Source organism: Sphingobium psychrophilum, from assembly GCF_012927105.1.
Taxonomy (GTDB): domain Bacteria; phylum Pseudomonadota; class Alphaproteobacteria; order Sphingomonadales; family Sphingomonadaceae; genus Sphingobium; species Sphingobium psychrophilum.
In genome coordinates, this window is record NZ_JABBFV010000027.1 from 1 (window position 1) to 19,030 (window position 19,030).

Below are 19,030 nucleotides of genomic sequence, written 5' to 3' on the forward strand. Positions count from 1 at the left end.
CGATCAATTCTTTCCGCGTTGCCATGCTCATCTTCCTCATCGTTCCCTCCCGACCGTTGCCGGGAGCATTCTAGATGAGGCAACGGCCTGTCACTCAGGAGCAAAAAGGGTGAGGCAATGCGCCATCTGGCGTCACGAACTTCGCGCCGACTTCATAGCTTTTGCTGATTTCCGGGGCGAAGGGATTGTTGTTCACATCCACGCCGCTGTTCGGCCGGAACCCCTTGCCATAGCTGGCGTAGAAGGACAGGCTTTGCGTCGGTTCGAACACCAGGCCCGCCATCGGGCTGAACTTGGTATAGGACGCTGGGTTGGTAGCCCCCAGCCGGTTGTCGATATTCTGGCTGAAATCGTCGTAACGGCCGCCGAACCGCACCTTGATCTGTTCGGTGATCTCGATCTGGTCCTGAATATACACGCCCCAGGCCTTCTGGACTTCCGTGGAATTCTGGATGACGCTTGTCGGCGCGGGCGCGGGAATATTGTAATTGGGGTTGAAGATGTCGATCGAATAGGACTGGTCGGCCGCGGTCGGGCGATAGCGCAGCTGGAACGTCTTGATCTTGAACCGATCCCAGTCGCCACCGATGCGGATATTGTGGACGATCGATCCGGTATTAATCTTGCCACTGATTTCGCCGCGGAACACCATATGCGTGGTGCTGTAATCGCGATAACGGCGCTGGCGCGACAGCGTGCGCCCGTCATTGTCGATCAACTGACGACCCAGCGCCAGTTCGGGATCGCTCGAATAGCCCTCGAACGTCGTGTCCTTATACCCCGCGCCCAGCATCAGCGTCCAATCGTCGCTGAAGTCATGCTGATATTGCGCCTGATGGCCCAGCACACCGATCTTGATCGGGCCGTCATTGGGGTTGCTCAGGAAACGCGAATTGGGGATGGCCCCCAGCTTGTAGGTGGTGCCGCTTGCCGTGACCGTCGGGATCGCCACCACGCCGCGATCGAACGGAACCTCTTGGCTTACATATTCCAGTTCGTAGGTGAAGATGTCCTTGTCCGACAGCTTCAGCAAAACCGACGGGGTCAGCGTATATTTCTGCGTCTCCACCGTGTCGCGGAAGCTTTCGGCCTGTTCGGACGACCCGTTGATGCGGATGGCGATGCTGTCGCTTAGCGGCAGGTTATAGTCCGCCTCGATGCGATAGGTTTCAAAGCTGCCGCCGGAAATGGCGAAGTGGCCGCCTTCGTTGAACGTCGGCTTCTTGGTCACGATGTTGACCGTGCCGCCCGGCTCGCCCCGGCCAAACAGCGCGCCATTGGGCCCCTTGAGCACTTCGATCCGCTCGACATTCGATGCATCGCGCGGGCCGCCATAGCCGCGGCCGCCATTAAAGCCGTTGACCAGGAAGCCGCTTGGGAAATTCTCGTCCCCGGCAAAGCCGCGGATCGCGAAACTGTCCCACAGACCGCCGAAATTATTCTGCTTCGACACGCCGCTCGCCAGTTCCAGCGCGGTGTCGAGCCGGGTGATGTTGAGGTCGTTCAGCAGCTTGCCTTCCAGAAACTGCACGGCCTGCGGGATTTCCTTGACCGGCGTGTCGCCGAAATATTGCCGCTTCAGGCCGGTGACGACGATGTCGCCGTCCGCGCTGGCGGCGGCGGGTTCCTGCGCCTGTGCGGCGGAAGACAGGGCGATGGCGGCGGTGCTGGCGATAAAGGCCAGGCGAAGGGCCGATGATGTGCGCATGATGATTCCCCTTATGAAGTCGCTGTTCCCGAATGTCCTGCGAAACGCGGACCGGCTGGTCTTCTTCTTGTTTCCCGCGCGGATGTTGCATCCTGTCGTCGGGGCCGGGCCACGGGGTGTTTTCGATCACCTCTTCTTGAGATCGAGGCTAGGTCGAGTTACGGATATATTACGTCAAACTTGGCGCATGGGACGGTGCAAAATTGTGAATCGCGGGGCGCTACGGCATGAAAATGCTGCGCGCGATTGCGCCGCCGATCCTACCAAAAATCCCGCAAAATGGCCGCTTCCCGAAGGGAGCGGCCCTGCGCCCATTTAGAGATATTTGAGCCACCAGATATCCTTGCGACGCTGCTTCAATTGCGCGAACCAGCGGGTCGGGAAGTAGAGCACCGGGATCAGGATAAAGACCCAGATCCACACCCAGCGCAGCTGGTCGACGCCGAACACGCTGCCCTTGGTCGGGCCGTAAAGAACCAGCGCGACATTGTAGATCAGCTTGAGCACATAGAGGTGCAGCACATAATAAAACATCGGCGCGCCGCCCAGCATCGCCAGATGCGGCATCGCCTTGCTGCCCTCGCACTTTTCGAACAGCGCCAGCAGCAGGCATCCGGTGCCGATGGTCGGCATCAGGAACAGCAGCGACGGCGGATATTTGGTCAGCGCCAGAAAGCTCATCACCGTGCGCAGCGGGGTTTCCGCCACGAACCAAGGCTTGTCGCCATAGATGTTGATATAGCGGATCACCACGAACCCGACGATCAGGCCAAGCCCCAGCATCGTCAGCCGCCGGATGCGCGGCGCGGGATCGGTGCCGCGCGCAAACCACGGCCCGCAGGCATAGCCCAGCAGGATCACGCCGATCCAGGGCAGGATTGGATAGGTGGTCTTGAACATCGTGCCGGCCAGCTCGAACTTTTCGCGCTGGTGCAGCACGGCCCAGGGAATGAAGAAGGGCGATTCCGCGGTCAGCCGGATCGGATCGAGCAGATTGTGGAGGCAGACGATTCCCAGGCCGACCGCGAACTGCGCGGGTCGCGGCAGATGCAGCAGCGCGGCCAGCGCGACCATGCTGATCCCGATCGCCCAGATAACCTGCAACCAGATCGCCGTTGGCGGAAAGGCGGGCGCCTGCGTCGGCCAGGCATAGCCGACCACGGTAAATTCCAGAAAAATCAGGAACAGCCCGCGCTTCAGCAGAAATTCCGACACTTGGCCCTTGCTGTGCGACTGGCCATAGAGCCACGCCGACAGGCCGGTTAGCGCGACGAAGGTCGGCGCGCAGAATGTCGACAGGAACCGGGTGAAGAACAGGCCCGGATCGGTGGTATTGGCGTCCACCGGATCGGTCACCTGCAAATGCAGGAACCAAGTCTCACGGACATGATCGACCAGCATGAACAGCATGACCAGCCCGCGCAGCGCATCGATGGCGATCAGGCGCGTGCGCGCCTTCGCCACGGCGACCGGCCCCGTCGCGCCGGGGCTAAAGCCTGTCAGGGGCGCTTGCCCGGCAATGCTGTTCATCTGTCTATCCCTTCCCTGGCTCTTCACGCGCCCTTGGGCTGTAAGAGATCCTTGTAGAAACCGACCGTCTTGACGGTCACGGTGACGGGCGTGTCGCCCTTGTTGCGGAAATACCAGCCATGGGTGCCATCGAACGGCGCGGTGAAATCGCCCTGGCCGCCTGTCAGCGCCAATTCCTTCCAATAGTCGGTGAACGACCCGTCGGTGGCGCCGGCCTTCTCGCCATGCATTTCGGCCTTCACCGGGCCGCCGGTCGATGCCCAGGTGAAGATGAAGCTGTCGCCCCTGGCCATATGCGCCTTCACTTCCTGGCCGCTATGCGGCGCCAGGGTGATGGTCATTTCGTCCTGCCGCCAGGCGGCGGACTTGGCGATCGTCGCCTTGGTCGGGTTCGCAACGTCGCTCGGCGCGGGCGCTTCCTCCTTGGCCTCGCCCGACACCATGCCCTTGAGGCCGATCGCGCTGCCGACGCCGGTCGGGTCGATGCCATATTCGGCGGGCAGCACGAACAGGGTGAGGATGGCGATCGCCGCCAGCGCGGCCCCGCCGGTCGCCCTCGCCAGCGTGGCGGGCGACGGACTGATGCGGGCAGGCAGGGCGGATACACTCGTTGCGGTCATGTCAGGCCCCTTCGGTAAAATAGCCGGCCAGTTGATAGCCGATAAGGACGAAGCCGGCGGTCATCAGCGCGGCATTGGCCAGGATGGCGCTGCGGTTGAAACCGGGCGACAGGCGCCACAGATTCATCAGCAGCAGGATGATCGCCAGCGCGATGAACTGGCCCAGTTCGACGCCGACATTGAAACTGATGAGATTGTATATCATGCCATCTTCCGCCAGTGTCAACGCCTGCAACTTGGTCGCCAGGCCGAAACCGTGGAAGAAACCGAAGATCAGCACCGCCGCCTTCGGATTGGGCGACACCCCGAACCAGGTCTTGAACCCGTCCAGATTGTCGATCGCCTTATAGACCACCGACAGGCCGATGATCGCGTCGATCAGAAAGGGATTGGCGCGGATATCAAGCAACACCCCCAACAGCAATGTAGCGCTATGCCCGATCGCAAACAGCGTCACATAGGCGGCGACGTCCTTCATCCGGTAGAGGAAGAAGATGACGCCCGCCAGGAACAGCAGATGGTCATATCCGGTGACCATATGTTTGGCACCCAGATACATGTACGGGATGATGTTGATCCCCGACGCGCCTTCGATGAAGGCCTTGTCATTCTCATTGACGCCATGCGCCCAGAGCGAGGCGCTCATACAGGCGAGCGCCAGCCCCAGCAGCAGCAGCAGCGCGACCCGCCGCGCGCCTGGAGAGAGAAGCGGCGGGTAGATCGCGCTGTGCATCATGGCCTCTTACTTCGCCTGGAAGGTGGCGAAGCTCTTGGCCCCGCCCTTGTCGACCAGCGCGACCACCAGCTTGGCCCCTTTGGCGGCCTTGAAGCCCGTAGCGGTCAGTTTGTTGCCGCCCGCGGGCTTCAGCGTCGCCTCGCTCTTCGCCCCCGCGACGGTCTGGGTCAGCTTGGCGGTGAAACCCGCAGCGACCAGCGGCTCATCCTCTTCGCTCAGATACACATCGACGCCCTTGGGGCCGGCAACCAGTTCGATCATCGTCTCGCCGGTCATCTGGACCAGCCCGCCATGCTGCGGCTTCATGCTGCCATGGGCGTGCAGCATGGCAGGGGCGGCGATGAGGGCGATGGCGGCAAGGGTCGTGCGAAAATGCATGGCTATTCTCCTGAAAAATGCAGCTTATTCCGGCGCGTGCGGCAGCACGAAGGACAGGGAGGCGCGATATTCCTCATGATCGACCCTTTTGTCGGCCGTCTGGCCGACATAGATCGCCATCAGCACATTGATGCCCTGGTTGCGCAGCTTGATCGTGGCGGTGCCGTCGGCCGCCGTCTTGGCGGGTGCGGCTTCGTCGGGATCGTTGACATAATCCTGCATCACCGTCGCCCCGGCGATGGGCTTGCCCTTGTAAAAGACGCGGACCTTCATCGGCTCGCCCATTTTCTGCGGGATGCCGTCGACCGGCACCACCTGCAACATATGCCCCTCGAACAAAGGCACCGGCTTGGTCGGCACCTGACTCAGATAGACGGCATATTTGAAATTATGCTCGGCCAACGTCGCGGTCGGCACTTCGTCGCGGCCCTTATTGTGCCATTCGCCGTCGGGCGTCTTGCTCCAATAGCCATAGTCCATGATCGCGGCGACAGCGGCCACCGGCTCGTCGCTATCGACCACCGGGATTATGCCCGCTGCGCGCAGCGACGTCGTCACCGGCGCCCAGTCGGCGTCATAGCCGGTCACGCTCTTGACCAGCGGCAACCGCTTGACCGCGTCCAGATCGTCCGCGCCTACGCCGTAGATCAGCGCCAGCTGGCGGGCGCGCTGCGCGAACCAGATGCCATGGGCGCTGGCGGGCATGGCCATGGCGGCGAGGGTGACGGCGCCGACGGCGACGGTGGCGAGGCGGGAAAAGGCCAAGTGCGAACTCCTCGATCAGGGGGAATGTCCCTGGGGATCGAGGCTATGATTACGACACAAGCGAATGTTCCGAATATGTCGAATGACTAGGTGGAAAATATCAAAAAAAGAGGGCCGAAGACGCATTATGCGTCGTCGGCCCTCGATGATGTTACAAAGCGGTGATCGTCAGGCGTCTTCCAGTTCCACGATGTTGACGATATGCGCCTGGGTATATTCCAGCAGACCCGCTTCGCCCAGTTCGCCGCCCAGCCCGGACTGCTTGACCCCGCGGAACGGGATATTGGCGTCGATCGCCAGATGCTGGTTCACCCATACCGTGCCGGTGTCGATCTGCATCGCGACTGCGGTGGCGCGCGCCACATCCTTGCCCCATACCGTACCGGCCAGGCCGTAATCGCTGTCGTTGGCGCGGGCGATGACATCAGCGATATCGTCATATTTCATGACCGGCAGCACCGGGCCGAACTGCTCCTCCTGCACCAGCGGCGCGTCTTCGGGCAGATCGCGCACGATGGTCGGCGCGATGAAGTATCCCGGCCGGTCCATCGGCTCGCCTCCTGCCAGCACCGTGCCGCGCGTCTTGGCGTCCGCGATCAGGGCGGTGACCTTGTCATACTGCATCTTGTTCTGCACCGGGCCGATGGTCGTCCCCTGCTTGGCACCATCGTCGACGATCGCTTCATTGGCCAGCCTCGCCAACTCGTCGCAAAACTCGTCATACATGATGCTGGGCACATAGGCGCGCTTCACCGCGACGCAGATCTGCCCGGCATTGGTCATCGCGCCCTGATAGACCTTCTTGGCCACTGCACGCGCATCGACATCGTCCAGCACGATCGCCGCGTCATTGCCGCCCAGCTCCAGCGTCACCCGCTTCACGGTGCCGGCGGACGACGCCATCACCTTCTTGCCGGTCGCGGTCGATCCGGTGAAGGCGACCTTGGCGATATCGGGATGGCCGGTCATCAACGGACCCAGCTCATTCTGGTCGCACACGATGTTCAGCACGCCGGCCGGCAATATGTCCTTGGCCAGTTCACCGAACAACAATGTGGTGAGCGGCGTCGTGGGCGCTGGCTTGGCGACCATCGTGTTGCCGGTCACCAATGCCGGACCCAGCTTGTTCATCAACAGGATCAGCGGAAAATTCCATGGCGTGATGGATGCGACCACGCCCAGCGGCGTGCGATGCTCGATCACCTTGTTGCCGCCTTCTTCTCGCAAGATCTTGGGTTCCACCCGCATCGCCGCAAAGGCGCGCAGGGTGAAGACGCTGCCCATGATCTCATATCCCGCCTGGTCCAGCGGCTTACCCTGTTCGCTGGTCAGCAGGCTGGCGAACTCGCCGATCCGCGCTTCCAGCGCATCGGCTAGTTTCAGGACCAGCGCGGCGCGTTCCTCCACCGGCGTTGCCGCCCAGCCTGGCTGGGCGCGCTTGGCCGCCGCGATTGCGCGTTCCAGCAACGCCTCGTCGGCCTTGGGGCAGGCGGCGAAAGGCTGCGCCGTCGCCGGGTTAACCACGTCGAACATGCTGACGCCGGGCGTCAGTACGCCGTCGATGAGCATCCGAAATTCATGATCCATGAGTCGCTCTCCTTTATATGGCTATCGCAGGCCGATCCGGGCGGGCATTGACTATCGCTTTGCGCGGCGGACATCTATAGCCTGTATATGTGCGCCTGGGATACAATTTTGACAAGGGGGTATCGCAACAGATGAAACAGGGGTCCGATCTCCAGACGCTTGTCGGCTATCGCGTGCAGCAGGCCAATCTGCTGATGGAAACCGATGCGCGCGCCGCACTTGGTGATTTCGACCTGTCGCCGGCGAAGATGACCGCGCTCATCCTGATCCGCGACAATCCGGGTTGCGACCAGACTGCGCTTGGCCGCGCGCTCAGCATCAATCGGTCGAGCGCGATGAAGCTGGTCAATATCCTTGCCGACAAGGGGCTGGTGGAACGGCGGCCGGGCCGCGACCTGCGCACCAACGCCCTCGCCCTGCTGCCTGAAGGCGCGCGCCAGCTCGAAACCATGCTGGCCGCTGTCCGCCAATCCGACGCGCGCATGACGCAACGGCTCAGCGCCGATGAACTGGCGACCCTGCACGGCTTGCTCGTCCGGCTCGGCCCGGCATCTGCCGCCCCCGATGACGACAGTTAAGCAAGCGGGCTTGCGCAAATTGTATCATAGGCGCACAATTCCTGCGAACCATGCGGCCGATTCGACAGGATAGCGCCGCGCGACAGGGAGATGGATGGGCGTGACGGAAGCTGTTTGCATGGAGGAAGCGGAAATCCTGGGCCATGGCCTGCCGTCCGCCTCGCTGGACTGCCTGCTGCGGCCCCGGTCGGTCGCGATCGTCGGCGCGTCGGACAAGCCCGGCGCGCTGGGCGCATCGGTGCTGGCCAACCTCCTGCGCCAGGGGTTCGACGGCGACATCCATCTGGTCAATCCCAAGCGCACGGACATCGGCGGGCGCCCCTGCGTCGCCGCGGTCGATGATCTCCCTACAGGTGTCCATGTCGCCGTCCTCGCTATCCCGCGCGCGGGCGTGCTGGACACGATGCGCGGCCTCGCCCGCCGCGGCGTCCGCGCCGCCGTCATCTTCTCCGCCGGCTTTGCCGAGGACGGACCGCAGGGCCTGGCCGACCAGCAGGAGATCGGTCGCATCGCGCGCGAAAGCGGCATGGTGGTCGAAGGCCCCAATTGCCTGGGCCTCGTCAATTTCCGCGACAATGTCTCGCTGACCTTCATCGAAATGCCCGAAGCCAAGGCGCAGGGCGACCGCCGCGTCGGCATCGTCTCGCAATCGGGCGCGATGGCGGCCGTACTGGCGACGACCATGATCCACCGCGACGTGCCCTTGAACTGCTACATCTCCACCGGCAACGAAGCAGCCAGCGGGATCGAGGATTATCTCGCTTATCTGGTCGACCAGCCCGACACCGCCGTCATCGCGCTCATCGCCGAACATGTCCGCGATCCCGCCCGTTTCCTCGCCGCCGCCCGCGCGGCCCGCGACGCGGGCAAATCGGTCGTCCTGCTCCATCCCGGCCGCAGCGCGGCGGGCGCGGAAAGCGCCGCCACCCATACCGGCGCGATGGCGGGCGACCATGCGGTCATGGCCGTCCATGTCCAGCGCGCGGGCGTCATCCTGGCGGACTCGCTGGAGGAACTGGGCGACATCGTCGAAATCCTCGTCCGCTCGCCCAACGCCGGGATCGGCGGGACCGGCGTCATCGCCGAATCCGGCGCGTTCAAGGCGATGATGCTCGATCTGGCCGAAGCCGTCGCCCTCGACCTGCCCAAGCTGACCGATGCCGATAGCCCGGCGCTGCGCGCGGCGCTGCCCGATTTCGTCCCCGTCACCAACCCGATGGACATCACCGCGCAGGGGCTGGTCGATCCTGGCCTCTACGGCCGCACGCTCGCCGCGCTGGCGCAGGACGACCGGATCGGCACGATCCTCCTCACCCTCATTCAGACCGACACTGGCACCTCGCACATCAAGTTCAAGGCGGTTCTGGACGCGCTTCAGGCGATCGGCGCGACCAAGCCCGTCATCGTCGGCGGCGTCGATGAAGGCGGCGGCGTGTTCGCCGACGATCTCGCTGCGCTGCGCGCCGCTGGCGTCACCTATCTGCCCACCGCCGAACGGACCCTGCGCGCACTCGCCCGCATCGCCGCCCATCGCCAGCGCGACGAGGCGGTGGCCCCGCTCGACGCCCAGCCCGTGCCCGATCTGGCGCAGGTCGGCAGCACCATCCCCGAATATCGGTCGAAAGCGATCATGGGCGCGCAGGGCATCGCCTTCCCCGCCTTCGCCCTCGCCCAGTCGGCCGATGAAGCCGTCGCCGCCGCCGATCGCTTAGGCTATCCTGTGGTGCTCAAAGCCCAGTCGCCCGAACTCCCGCACAAGAGCGACGCGGGCGGCGTCATCATCAACCTCGCGGACGCCGATGCGGTGACGGCCGGCTGGGACCGGCTGATGGCCAATCTCGCCGCCTCGCGCCCCGGCCTCGCGCTCGACGGCGTGCTGGTGGAGGGGATGGCGGCCAAGGGCGTCGAACTGATCGTCGGCGCGCGCAACGATCCGCATTGGGGACCGACCATCCTCGTCGGCTTCGGCGGCGTCGCGGCCGAACTGCTGCACGACGTCTGCCTGCTCCCGCCGGACCTGACCCGCGACGCGATCATCGCCCAGATCCGCACGCTGCGCATGGCCCCCTTGCTCGACGGTTTTCGCGGCGCCCCGGCGATGGACATCGGCGCGGTCGCCGACATCGTCCAGCGCCTGGGCCAAATGGTCGCCGCCACGCCCGCCATCCGCGAAGTCGATCTCAATCCCGTGATCGTCTATCCTGAAGGGCAGGGCGCTATCGCCCTCGACGCGCTGATTTCGCTCTAACCCCCCCCGTGCTCCCGCGCAGGCGGGAGCCCAGTCCCACGCTCAGAACTGGGCTCCCGCCTGCGCGGGAGCACGGCGCTCTATGCCTTACGTCAGCGCATAGTATCGCAGCACATTCCCGTCCGCGCGCCGCTCGCCCACGCCAATGAACACATGCTTGGTCAGCCAGTCATGTTTGCCGACCGGACATTCGAAACTGGGATTGCCGCGCAGATAATAATCCTGCTGCTCCACCGGTCCCCCGTCGCCAAACGCCCAGTCGCGCAGCCGCGCCATCGTGTCGGGCTTGCGCCCCCACAGAAACCCACGATTGTTGAGCAGGATCAGCGTCCCGTCCTCCTCCTCCAGCATATAGCGGGCGTCGAACACCGCGACATCGTCGGGCCGGAAATAGGCATAGTCGCCGCCCGATCCCGGCACCGCCTTACCCTTGATGCGCGGCCCTTCGAACGTCCCGCCATCGACATAGACGGCGCTGCGATTGCCCCCCATCGGCGTATTGACGATGGTCTGCACCCGCGGAAATTGCAGCCGCACTTCCATCGCGAATTCCAGCCGCGGATTGTCCAGCGTCGAAAACAGATTTTCCATCAACCCAACTCCAGCGTGCCGCCATCCACGAACAGATTGGCAGCGGTGATAAAACTGGCCTCGTCCGACGCCAGGAACAGAACAGCGCGCGCGACTTCCTCGGCGCGCCCCATGCGTTTCATCGGCACCGCCGCGATCATCATCTCGCGCATATTGTCGACATCATCGTCGCTCATGCCCGGATTACGATGCAACAGCGGCGTCTCGATCGGGCCGGGGCTGACCAGGTTGACGCGGATGCCCTCACCCACCAGTTCGCCCGCAATCACCTTCATCGCGGCATATAGACCGCCCTTGGCCGCGGCATAGGCGGTGTTGCCAGGTACGAAGGCATGGCCGCCGATCGATCCCGTCGCCACGATCGACCCGCCCCGGCCCATCAGCCGCAACGCCGTCTGGATCGTGAACACGCATCCGCGCAGATTGACGCCATGGACATGGTCCCAATCGGCAGGCGTCAGGTCACGGAAGGGCGCAAAGCCGCCGACGCCTGCATTGACGAACAGCGTATCGATCCGCCCATCCTGCGCCGCGATATCGGCGATCACCGAGTCCATCGCGTCCAGATCGGCAATGTCAGCGCGATAGCCCCTCGCACCGGCGATGCCAGCAACCGCCGCATCGATCGTCGCCTGGTCGCGCCCTGTCAGCCGCACGCTCGCCCCCTCCGCCGCAAAGGCCTGCGCACTCGCCAGCCCAATGCCGCTATTACCGCCCACCACCAGCACGACCTTGTCCTTGAATCGCATCGCTGCCTCCCGGTTCAAAAGGGGGAATGGGGGTTGGGGCTGTCGGCCGGCACATCCTGCACCACGTCCCAATGCTCGACGATCGTCTCGCCTTCGACCCGGAAAATATCCATCACCGCAAAGCCGGTATCGCCCGCCCATCGCCGCACATGATAATGGACGATGACATGGTCGCCGTCGGCAAAGCGCCGCTTGATGTCATGCACCGCGTCCGGGTTCTCCCCGCGCACCTTGCGCAAGAATGCTTTCAGCGGTTCCAGCCCGGTATCGACCCACTGGTTATGCTGAATATAGTCCGCCGCGATGAAGCGGTCGGCCGCATCGCCGTCCATCGGGATCAGCACCTGCTCGAACATCGCCTGGACCAGGTCCAGGTTGCGCTGCTCCTGCGCGCTATAGCTCATAACCCTCTCCCGTCATTTTTCGCTGGCGTCCGACCGCCCTTTGCCCTTACGATAACGATCGTTATTAAAAGGGCAAGCGGGCAGGGGAAAAATCCCGCCCCGAACGAAGGGAGAGGGCGATGGATCGCGCCGACTATGATCGCTACGCGCAGGCATTCAACAACCGCGACTATGACACGGTATTCGATTTCTACGCGCCGGGCGCCAGCATCCGCTTCTTCGGCGTGGACCTCGGCACCCGCGAAGCGTTCAAGCGCTTCTACGACTTTCTCCACGCCCATGTCATCGAAACCCTGACGATCGAACGCTTCGCGTCCAGCGACGATCTCGTCGCGCTCGAAGGGATCATCCGGGTCGAGGGGATCAAGGATCTCGATGCCGCAACACTTGCGGCGCAGGGACTGGACCAGTTCGCCCCGATCGCGAAAGGCGAAGTGCAGGCGATGCGCCAATATATCCATTATCATGTCGCCAACGGCCAATTCACCAGCGTCGGCTGCGCGATCATCGGCTTGACTTAACCACCGCCAGATGCCCTATCGGAACACTATGTCGAACAGCAGCCCGCCCAGGAAATCGTCCGCGTCCGCCAAGTCACCGCGGCCGCGCGCTGCCGAAATCAGTCCTGCGGACACGCTGCATCGCCTGCTTCGCCTGTCCAACAAGCTGATGGCACCCTTCACCACCTATCTGGAACATCGCTACAAGATCAGCCTCAACGAATTTCGCCTGCTGATGCTGATCGGCCGGCACCCCCATTCGGCCAGTCACGAACTGGCCGAAATGACGGGCGTCAATCCGATGAGCGTCTCCCGCGCGGTCGCGGCGCTGCAAAAGCATGGCCGCATCGCGGTCGAGCGCGACCCCAGCAACAAACGGCGCAAGACGTTGGTCCTGACCGACGAAGGCCGGCGTCTCTACGGCTTGATGCGCCCGCAGACGGACAAGGTGGCGACCTACCTCGTCTCGGCGCTCGCGACCCAAGAGGTCGATCTGCTGAACCAGTATCTCGACATGCTGGTCGACACGCTCGAAGCTACTGACGATAGCGGCAACAGCCGTTTCCTGGAATTTACCCGTCCCGACGGCGACGACGAAGAACCCGCCGACTAATGGGTCAGTTCTGCCGCGCCAGCGCGGCGGGCAATTCGGCCCGCAACCGGTCCAGCAGCCCGCTGATCTTGGGCAGCAAATGGCGGCGCTGCGGATAGACCGCCCAGATCGGCTCGTCATCGGGCCGGAAATCACCCAGCACCTCCTCCAGCGCGCCCGATGCGATATGCGGCAACAGGTAGAATTCGGGCAACTGGCATACCCCCATGCCCGCGATCGCCGCTTCCGCCACCGCGCCGCCGCTGTTGCAGCGCCATCGCCCCTTGGGCCTTATGCTCTCCGCTCGCCCGCTCCGCTGGAATCGCCACAGCGACGACGTGCCGACCAGGCATTCGTGGCGCGACAGGTCGGCGGGCTTGGCGGGGCGGCCCTGCTGGTCGAGATAGGCAGGCGCGGCGCAGGTATAGAGCCGGCGCGAGGCAATCCGCGTGCCGATCAGCCGCGATTCCGCCAACTGCCCGGTGCGGATGGCCAGGTCATAACCTTCGCCGACCAAGTCGACCAGCCGGTTGGTCAGGTCGATGCTGATCCGCAGCTTGGCATGGCTGGAGGCGTAGCGCCGCACGATCGGCGCGATGAACCGCTCGCCCATTGCGGTGGAGCAGGTGATGCGGATGTCGCCCTGCGGCTCGCCGCCCTCACTGATCATCGCGATCGCCTCGTCCCGTTCGGCGACGATCCGGCTGCAATGATCGAAAAAGACCCGCCCTGTATCTGTCAGCCTTACCGTGCGGGTGGTGCGGTGGAACAAAGGCACCTGCACCCGCGCCTCCAGCGCCGCGATGGCGCGGCTCATATGCGTGGTGGACAGGCCCAGCGCTTCCGCCCCCGCCTTGAAACTGCCCGCGGCCGCGATTGCGACGAATTCGTCTATGCCTTCCCAGCGGTGCATATTGTCCCACCCTCGAAATAATGAATCCCGCAAATGCTTTCTTATCGCGCAGGCGGGATATTGCTAGAGCGGGCGGGACCATCGCCGTTCCGTCGCGGGCTTGCGCAAGCCCCTGCCGATCCGGCACAAGATTCTCCGATCATCGGACCAATTCGGGAGTAAACCCATGAAGACCCGCGCCGCCGTCGCCTTCGAAGCGAAAAAGATACTCGAAATCGTCGAACTCGACCTGGAAGGCCCCAAGGCGGGCGAGGTGCTGGTGGAGATCATGGCGACGGGCATCTGCCATACCGACGCCTACACACTCGACGGGCTCGACAGCGAAGGCATCTTCCCCTCGATCCTGGGCCATGAAGGTGCGGGCATCGTGCGCGAAGTCGGCGCGGGCGTCACCAGTGTCGCGCCGGGCGATCATGTCATCCCGCTCTACACCCCCGAATGTCGCCAGTGCAAAAGCTGCCTGTCGGGCAAGACCAACCTGTGCACCGCGATCCGCGCGACCCAGGGCAAGGGACTGATGCCCGACGGCACCACTCGCTTCAGCTACAAGGGTCAGCCGATTTTCCATTATATGGGCTGCTCGACCTTCTCCAACTTTACCGTCCTGCCCGAAATCGCGGTGGCAAAGATCCGCCAGGACGCGCCGTTCCAGTCGAGCTGCTATATCGGCTGCGGCGTGACCACCGGCGTCGGCGCGGTCATCAACACGGCCAAGGTGCAGGTGGGCGACAATGTCGTCATCTTCGGCCTGGGCGGCATCGGCCTCAACGTGATCCAGGGCGCGCGCCTGGCTGGTGCGAACAAGATCATCGGCGTCGACATCAACCCCGACCGGGAGGAATGGGGCCGCAAGTTCGGCATGACCGACTTCCTCAATTCCAGGGGCCTGTCGCGCGAAGAGACGGTGGCCAAGATCGTGGAGATGACCGACGGCGGCGCCGACTATACGTTCGACGCGACCGGCAATACCGATGTGATGCGCACCGCGTTGGAAGCCTGCCATCGCGGCTGGGGCACATCGATCATCATCGGCGTCGCAGAAGCGGGCAAGGAGATCATGACCCGCCCGTTCCAGCTCGTCACCGGCCGCAACTGGCGCGGCACGGCCTTCGGCGGGGCGAAGGGCCGGACCGACGTGCCCAAGATCGTCGACATGTACATGACCGGCAAGATCGAGATCGACCCGATGATTACCCACGTCATGGGCCTGGAGGAGATCAACACCGCCTTCGACCTGATGCACGCGGGCAAGAGCATCCGTTCGGTCGTGGTCTATTGATGGAGACGGTCAGCACCAATCGCGCCTTTGGCGGCGTGCAGGGCGTGTACAAGCACGCCTCCGCCGCTTGCGGAACGGACATGACCTTCTCGGTCTATGTCCCCCCGCATGAAGCCGGCGCAAAGCTGCCGGTCGTCTGGTATCTGTCGGGCCTCACCTGCACCCATGCCAATGTAACGGACAAGGGCGAATATCGCCGCCTTTGCGCGGAACTGGGCCTCATCTTCGTCGCGCCCGATACTTCCCCGCGCGGCGAAGGCGTGGCGGACGATCCTGACGGTGCCTATGATTTCGGCCTCGGCGCGGGCTTTTATGTAGACGCGACGCAGGCGCCCTTCGCGCAGCATTATCGTATGTTGTCCTATGTGACGCAGGATCTGCCCGCGCTGATCGCCGCAGAATTTCCCGCCGCCGATATGACCCGCCAATCGATCATGGGCCATTCGATGGGCGGCCATGGCGCGCTCACCATCGGCCTGACCTTCCCTGACCGCTACAAGGCCGTATCCGCCTTTGCGCCAATCGTCGCGCCCTCGCAGGTGCCATGGGGGCACAAGGCGCTGGGCGGCTATCTGGGCGAAGATCGCGCCGTCTGGCGCAAGCATGATGCGGTAGCGTTGATCGAGGATGGCGCGCGTGTCGCCGACCTGCTGGTGGATCAGGGCGATGCCGACAATTTCCTCGCCGAACAGCTCAAGCCGCATCTGCTCGAACAGGCCTGCGCCGCGGCCGGCATCCCGCTGACGCTGCGCCTCCAGCCGGGCTACGATCATAGCTATTATTGCATCTCGACCTTCATGGGGGATCACCTGCGCTGGCACGCCGAGCGGCTGATGCGGGACGGCTAGACCCTGGCACCATGTGTTCCCGCGCAGGCGGGAACCCAGTCCTGACGTCGGAATTGGGTTCCCGCCTGCGCGGGAACACGCCGCGGGACTATTGGAGCCTGATGATTTTGGGTCTGACCAAACCCGTTCGTGCTGAGTAGAGACTGAGCTTGTCGAAGGCTCGTATCGAAGCATCGGCCCCCGGCACGCATCCTTCGATACGCCACTTCGACTTCGCTCAATGGCTACTCAGGACGAGCGGATTTCGCCCTAAGCACCCCGCCGCCCGCCCAGTCCCAGCATCACCACCGCCATCAGCGTGAAGCTGCCGCCCAGCAATCCAATGAGCGGCAGCACGGTCATCGACGGCAGCAGCGACACCGCGCCGCTCGCCAGCGCGGTGATCGCCAGTTGCAGCGTGCCCAGCAGCCCGGTGGCCGCGCCCGCCCCGCCGCCTGCGGCGTCCAGCGCGGAAATGGCGGCCGGGGTCAGGATCAGCCCGGCCAGCGTAAAGAGCAGCATCGCATAGATCTGGAAGGCGCCGATCGAGACAGCGAGTGCAACAGTCGTGAGCGCCAGCAGCGCCGTCGCCGCGATGGCGATCGTCGCCGCGATCGACACCAGCCGCCGTGCCCCTAGCCGCCGCATCAGCGACGGCGCGAACTGGGTGGCGATGATCGACGTCACGGCATTGAGCGCCAGCAACAGGCTGTACTGATGGCCGGTCAGTCCAAAGCCCTGCGTATAAAGGAAGGGGGCGGCGGTGACGAAGGCGAAGGGAATGGTCGTCGCCAGCCCCGCCACGATCGTCCAGCCCAGAAAGGCCGGCGCGGTCAGCAACCGGCGATAGCTTTCCAGCATCGGCAACTGGTGCAGCCGCCGTTCGGGCGGCAGCGATTCCGGCAGGAAGAGGAGGACGGCGACCAGCGCGATCACCCCGCCGCCTGCCAGCAACGCGAACAGCCCCCGCCACGTCATGATCTGTAACAGGTAACTGCCCGCCAACGGCGCCAGCACCGGCGATATGCCGATGATCAGGAAGGTGAAAGCCATCAGTTGCGCGGCGCGATGGCCGCTATGCCGGTCGCGGATCATGGCGCGCACGCTCGCCGTTCCCGCACATGCCCCCATCCCCTGCAAAAATCGGCACGCGATCAACATGGTCAGGCTGGTCGCCATCGCGCAGGCGATCGACGCGACCGCGAACAGCGCCAGCCCGCCGATCAACGGCCGCCGCCGCCCGAACCGGTCGCCCAGCGTGCCAAGCGGTATCTGCGCCAGCGCCAGTCCCAGGAAAAAGGCGGACAGCGTGCGCTGAACCGCGCCGCTGTCCGCCGCCATCGCGTGCGCCATCCCCGGCATCGCGGGCAGGTACAGGTCGATGGCGAAGGGACCGAGCGAGGATAGAAAGCCAAAGGCAATGCCCAGCAACAGGCTCGGCTCGCTGTCTGTTCGGCCGGCCGGGGTGGTGGCGTGCGGCATCGTCTGGTCTGTCCTCTCCCTAATTGATAACGATCGTTATATTTGTTTCTGGCTTTCCACAAGCGTTTGCGTCGGGGAAGGACGCGCGCCTTTCGATTTGCATATTGTGTCATCAGCATACAATGTGCGCGGCACAAGATAGAGAGGAGCGCCGCCCATGGCCGTCACATCGACCACCGCCTTGCCCGCCGACGATCCGCGCAGCATCCTGGCGGTTCAGCCGATGCGCCTGCCGCAAGTCGTGGCGATCGCCATCTGTTTCCTGCTCAATGCGCTCGACGGCTTCGACATATTGGCCGTCACCTTCGCCGCGCCCGGCATTGCGCGGCAGTGGAGCGTCGGCAACGACACGATCGGCCTTGTCATTTCGGCCGGGCTAGCGGGCATGGTCGTCGGCTCGCTGACGCTGGGCCAGCTTGCCGATCGCATCGGTCGCCGGCCGCAGATTCTCCTGTGCCTCGCCATCATGGTCGGCGGCATGTTCGCCTCGGCCTTCGCTCCCAATGTCGTGGCGCTCTGCCTGTTGCGCGCTTTTACGGGCCTTGGCCTTGGCGCGGTACTCGCGGCGGTGAATGCCGTGTCGGCGGAATTCGCCAACCGCCGCCGCCGTGACCTGGCGGTCAGCATCATGGCGGCGGGCTATCCGGTCGGCGGCATCGTCGGCGGCTGGGGCGCGGCGCAATTATTGAAAAGCCATGGCTGGGAATCGATCTTCCTCGCCGGCGCGGGCGCAACCGCGCTGATGGTGCCGCTCGTTCTCCTCCTCCTGCCCGAATCGGTCGCCTGGCTCGCCACCCGTCACGGTCCCGCCGCGCTGCCGCGCATCAACGCCATATTGCGCCACCTCGGCCAGCCGCAGGCCGGGCAGGTCAGAATCGTGGACGAACCCAAAGCGTCGATGGGCCAGCTCTTCGCGACCCGCTATCGCGCCACCACCGTCGCCCTCATCTTCATGTACGGCCTGCACATGATGACCTTTTACTATGCGCTGGGCTGGGCGCCCTCGTTGGTCGTAGCGCTGGGCTTCGATCCGTCGCGGGCGACGATCGTGTCGGTGTTCATGAACATGGGCGGCGCGATCGGCGGGTTGACGCTCGGCTTCCTCTCTCCGCGCCTGGGCCTGCGCCCGCTGGTGATCGTCGGGCTGGGCGGCGCGGCGGTCGCGGTCGCGGCCTTCGGCGCGGTCCCCGCCGCCATGGTCTGGCTTCAGGTCGCGGCCTTCATCCTGGGCTTCCTCGCCAATGGATCGGTGGTCGGCCTCTATGCCCTGATCGCTAATATCTACCCCACCACGTTGCGCGCGACCGGCACGGGCACCGTGATCGGCTTCGGCCGCATGGGCGCGGCGCTCGGCCCGTTTATCGCCGGGCAATTGCTGGCCGTGGGGGCGGGCAGGGGCGTGACGTCGCTGCTACTCGCGCTCGGCTCGGCCGTCGCTGCGCTGGTCCTGCTGCTCTCCCGCCTCCGCCCGGCCGATGAGGAGACGCACCAGTCGTAAGGCAATCATCGGGCTGTTCGCCGATGCATTTTCTCTCTGGCCCGG

General features: G+C 64.2%; 19 protein-coding genes. 7 read left to right on the forward strand and 12 right to left on the reverse strand.

Translation table 11 applies throughout. The features are described from left to right. Positions 1-94: 94 nt before the first annotated feature. The 7 genes from HHL08_RS22265 to HHL08_RS22295 all read right to left on the reverse strand — a co-directional run bounded on the left by HHL08_RS22265 (position 95) and on the right by HHL08_RS22295 (position 7,324). Positions 95-1,708 (reverse strand): TonB-dependent siderophore receptor, encoded by a 1,614-nt coding sequence (locus HHL08_RS22265; RefSeq protein ID WP_235955238.1) that lies wholly within the window; start codon positions 1,706-1,708, stop codon positions 95-97. A gap of 315 nt (positions 1,709-2,023) precedes the next feature. After that, on the reverse strand, positions 2,024-3,238 hold the full coding sequence (locus tag HHL08_RS22270; protein ID WP_169575140.1) for a DUF1624 domain-containing protein: 1,215 nt from the start codon (positions 3,236-3,238) through the stop codon (positions 2,024-2,026). A gap of 23 nt (positions 3,239-3,261) precedes the next feature. Then, on the reverse strand, positions 3,262-3,858 hold the full coding sequence (locus HHL08_RS22275; RefSeq protein ID WP_169575141.1) for a hypothetical protein: 597 nt from the start codon (positions 3,856-3,858) through the stop codon (positions 3,262-3,264). A 1-nt stretch (position 3,859) separates the two neighbouring features. Then, positions 3,860-4,591, reverse strand: a complete 732-nt coding sequence (locus tag HHL08_RS22280; protein WP_169575174.1) for a HupE/UreJ family protein — start codon at positions 4,589-4,591, stop codon at positions 3,860-3,862. 9 nt (positions 4,592-4,600) lie between these two features. Then, on the reverse strand, positions 4,601-4,972 hold the full coding sequence (locus HHL08_RS22285) for a hypothetical protein (RefSeq protein WP_169575142.1): 372 nt from the start codon (positions 4,970-4,972) through the stop codon (positions 4,601-4,603). A gap of 24 nt (positions 4,973-4,996) precedes the next feature. Continuing rightward, positions 4,997-5,737, reverse strand: a complete 741-nt coding sequence (locus HHL08_RS22290) for a DUF4198 domain-containing protein (RefSeq protein ID WP_169575143.1) — start codon at positions 5,735-5,737, stop codon at positions 4,997-4,999. A 168-nt stretch (positions 5,738-5,905) separates the two neighbouring features. Beyond that, positions 5,906-7,324: an aldehyde dehydrogenase family protein gene (locus tag HHL08_RS22295; RefSeq protein WP_169575144.1), complete on the reverse strand. Its 1,419-nt coding sequence runs from the start codon at positions 7,322-7,324 to the stop codon at positions 5,906-5,908. A gap of 131 nt (positions 7,325-7,455) precedes the next feature. Between HHL08_RS22295 and HHL08_RS22300 the strand changes: the two genes are divergently transcribed. Further along, on the forward strand, positions 7,456-7,902 hold the full coding sequence (locus HHL08_RS22300) for a MarR family winged helix-turn-helix transcriptional regulator (RefSeq protein WP_169575145.1): 447 nt from the start codon (positions 7,456-7,458) through the stop codon (positions 7,900-7,902). Positions 7,903-8,020: 118 nt separating this feature from the next. Continuing rightward, a complete protein-coding gene (locus HHL08_RS22305; protein ID WP_169575175.1) occupies positions 8,021-10,150 on the forward strand; it encodes an acetate--CoA ligase family protein in 2,130 nt (709 codons plus the stop codon). Between the two features lie 87 nt (positions 10,151-10,237). On the opposite strand, the gene HHL08_RS22310 is transcribed toward HHL08_RS22305, so the two are convergent. From HHL08_RS22310 to HHL08_RS22320, 3 genes are read right to left on the reverse strand one after another with little or no spacing between them, the layout of a single operon-like run. Beyond that, positions 10,238-10,741 (reverse strand): DUF3237 domain-containing protein, encoded by a 504-nt coding sequence (locus HHL08_RS22310; RefSeq protein WP_169575146.1) that lies wholly within the window; start codon positions 10,739-10,741, stop codon positions 10,238-10,240. After that, positions 10,741-11,490, reverse strand: coding sequence for an SDR family oxidoreductase (locus tag HHL08_RS22315; RefSeq protein WP_169575147.1), 750 nt, complete (start codon positions 11,488-11,490; stop codon positions 10,741-10,743). Before HHL08_RS22315 ends, HHL08_RS22310 begins: the two co-directional genes overlap by 1 nt. Before the next feature lie 14 nt (positions 11,491-11,504). Continuing rightward, positions 11,505-11,894: a nuclear transport factor 2 family protein gene (locus HHL08_RS22320; RefSeq protein WP_169575148.1), complete on the reverse strand. Its 390-nt coding sequence runs from the start codon at positions 11,892-11,894 to the stop codon at positions 11,505-11,507. A gap of 119 nt (positions 11,895-12,013) precedes the next feature. Between HHL08_RS22320 and HHL08_RS22325 the strand changes: the two genes are divergently transcribed. After that, positions 12,014-12,415, forward strand: a complete 402-nt coding sequence (locus tag HHL08_RS22325) for a nuclear transport factor 2 family protein (protein ID WP_169575149.1) — start codon at positions 12,014-12,016, stop codon at positions 12,413-12,415. A gap of 28 nt (positions 12,416-12,443) precedes the next feature. Next, complete coding sequence (locus HHL08_RS22330) at positions 12,444-13,007, forward strand: MarR family winged helix-turn-helix transcriptional regulator (RefSeq protein WP_235955239.1); 564 nt, start codon at positions 12,444-12,446, stop codon at positions 13,005-13,007. A 4-nt stretch (positions 13,008-13,011) separates the two neighbouring features. Here HHL08_RS22330 and HHL08_RS22335 read toward each other — a convergent pair whose 3' ends face one another. Then, complete coding sequence (locus tag HHL08_RS22335) at positions 13,012-13,899, reverse strand: LysR family transcriptional regulator (protein ID WP_169575151.1); 888 nt, start codon at positions 13,897-13,899, stop codon at positions 13,012-13,014. Positions 13,900-14,065: 166 nt separating this feature from the next. Here HHL08_RS22335 and HHL08_RS22340 point away from each other — a divergent pair, with 166 nt between their 5' ends. Together HHL08_RS22340 and fghA are read left to right on the forward strand one after the other, a co-directional pair. Beyond that, entirely contained in the window at positions 14,066-15,178 is a 1,113-nt protein-coding gene (locus HHL08_RS22340) for an S-(hydroxymethyl)glutathione dehydrogenase/class III alcohol dehydrogenase (protein WP_169575152.1), read from the forward strand. After that, a complete protein-coding gene (fghA, locus tag HHL08_RS22345) occupies positions 15,178-16,026 on the forward strand; it encodes an S-formylglutathione hydrolase (RefSeq protein WP_169575153.1) in 849 nt (282 codons plus the stop codon). The genes HHL08_RS22340 and fghA overlap by 1 nt, the downstream gene beginning before the upstream one ends. A 249-nt stretch (positions 16,027-16,275) precedes the next feature. On the opposite strand, the gene HHL08_RS22350 is transcribed toward fghA, so the two are convergent. Beyond that, a complete protein-coding gene (locus tag HHL08_RS22350; RefSeq protein ID WP_169575154.1) occupies positions 16,276-17,487 on the reverse strand; it encodes a multidrug effflux MFS transporter in 1,212 nt (403 codons plus the stop codon). A gap of 157 nt (positions 17,488-17,644) precedes the next feature. On the opposite strand from HHL08_RS22350, the gene HHL08_RS22355 reads away from it, so the two are divergent. After that, positions 17,645-18,985, forward strand: coding sequence for an MFS transporter (locus HHL08_RS22355; protein ID WP_169575155.1), 1,341 nt, complete (start codon positions 17,645-17,647; stop codon positions 18,983-18,985). Positions 18,986-19,030: the final 45 nt, after the last annotated feature.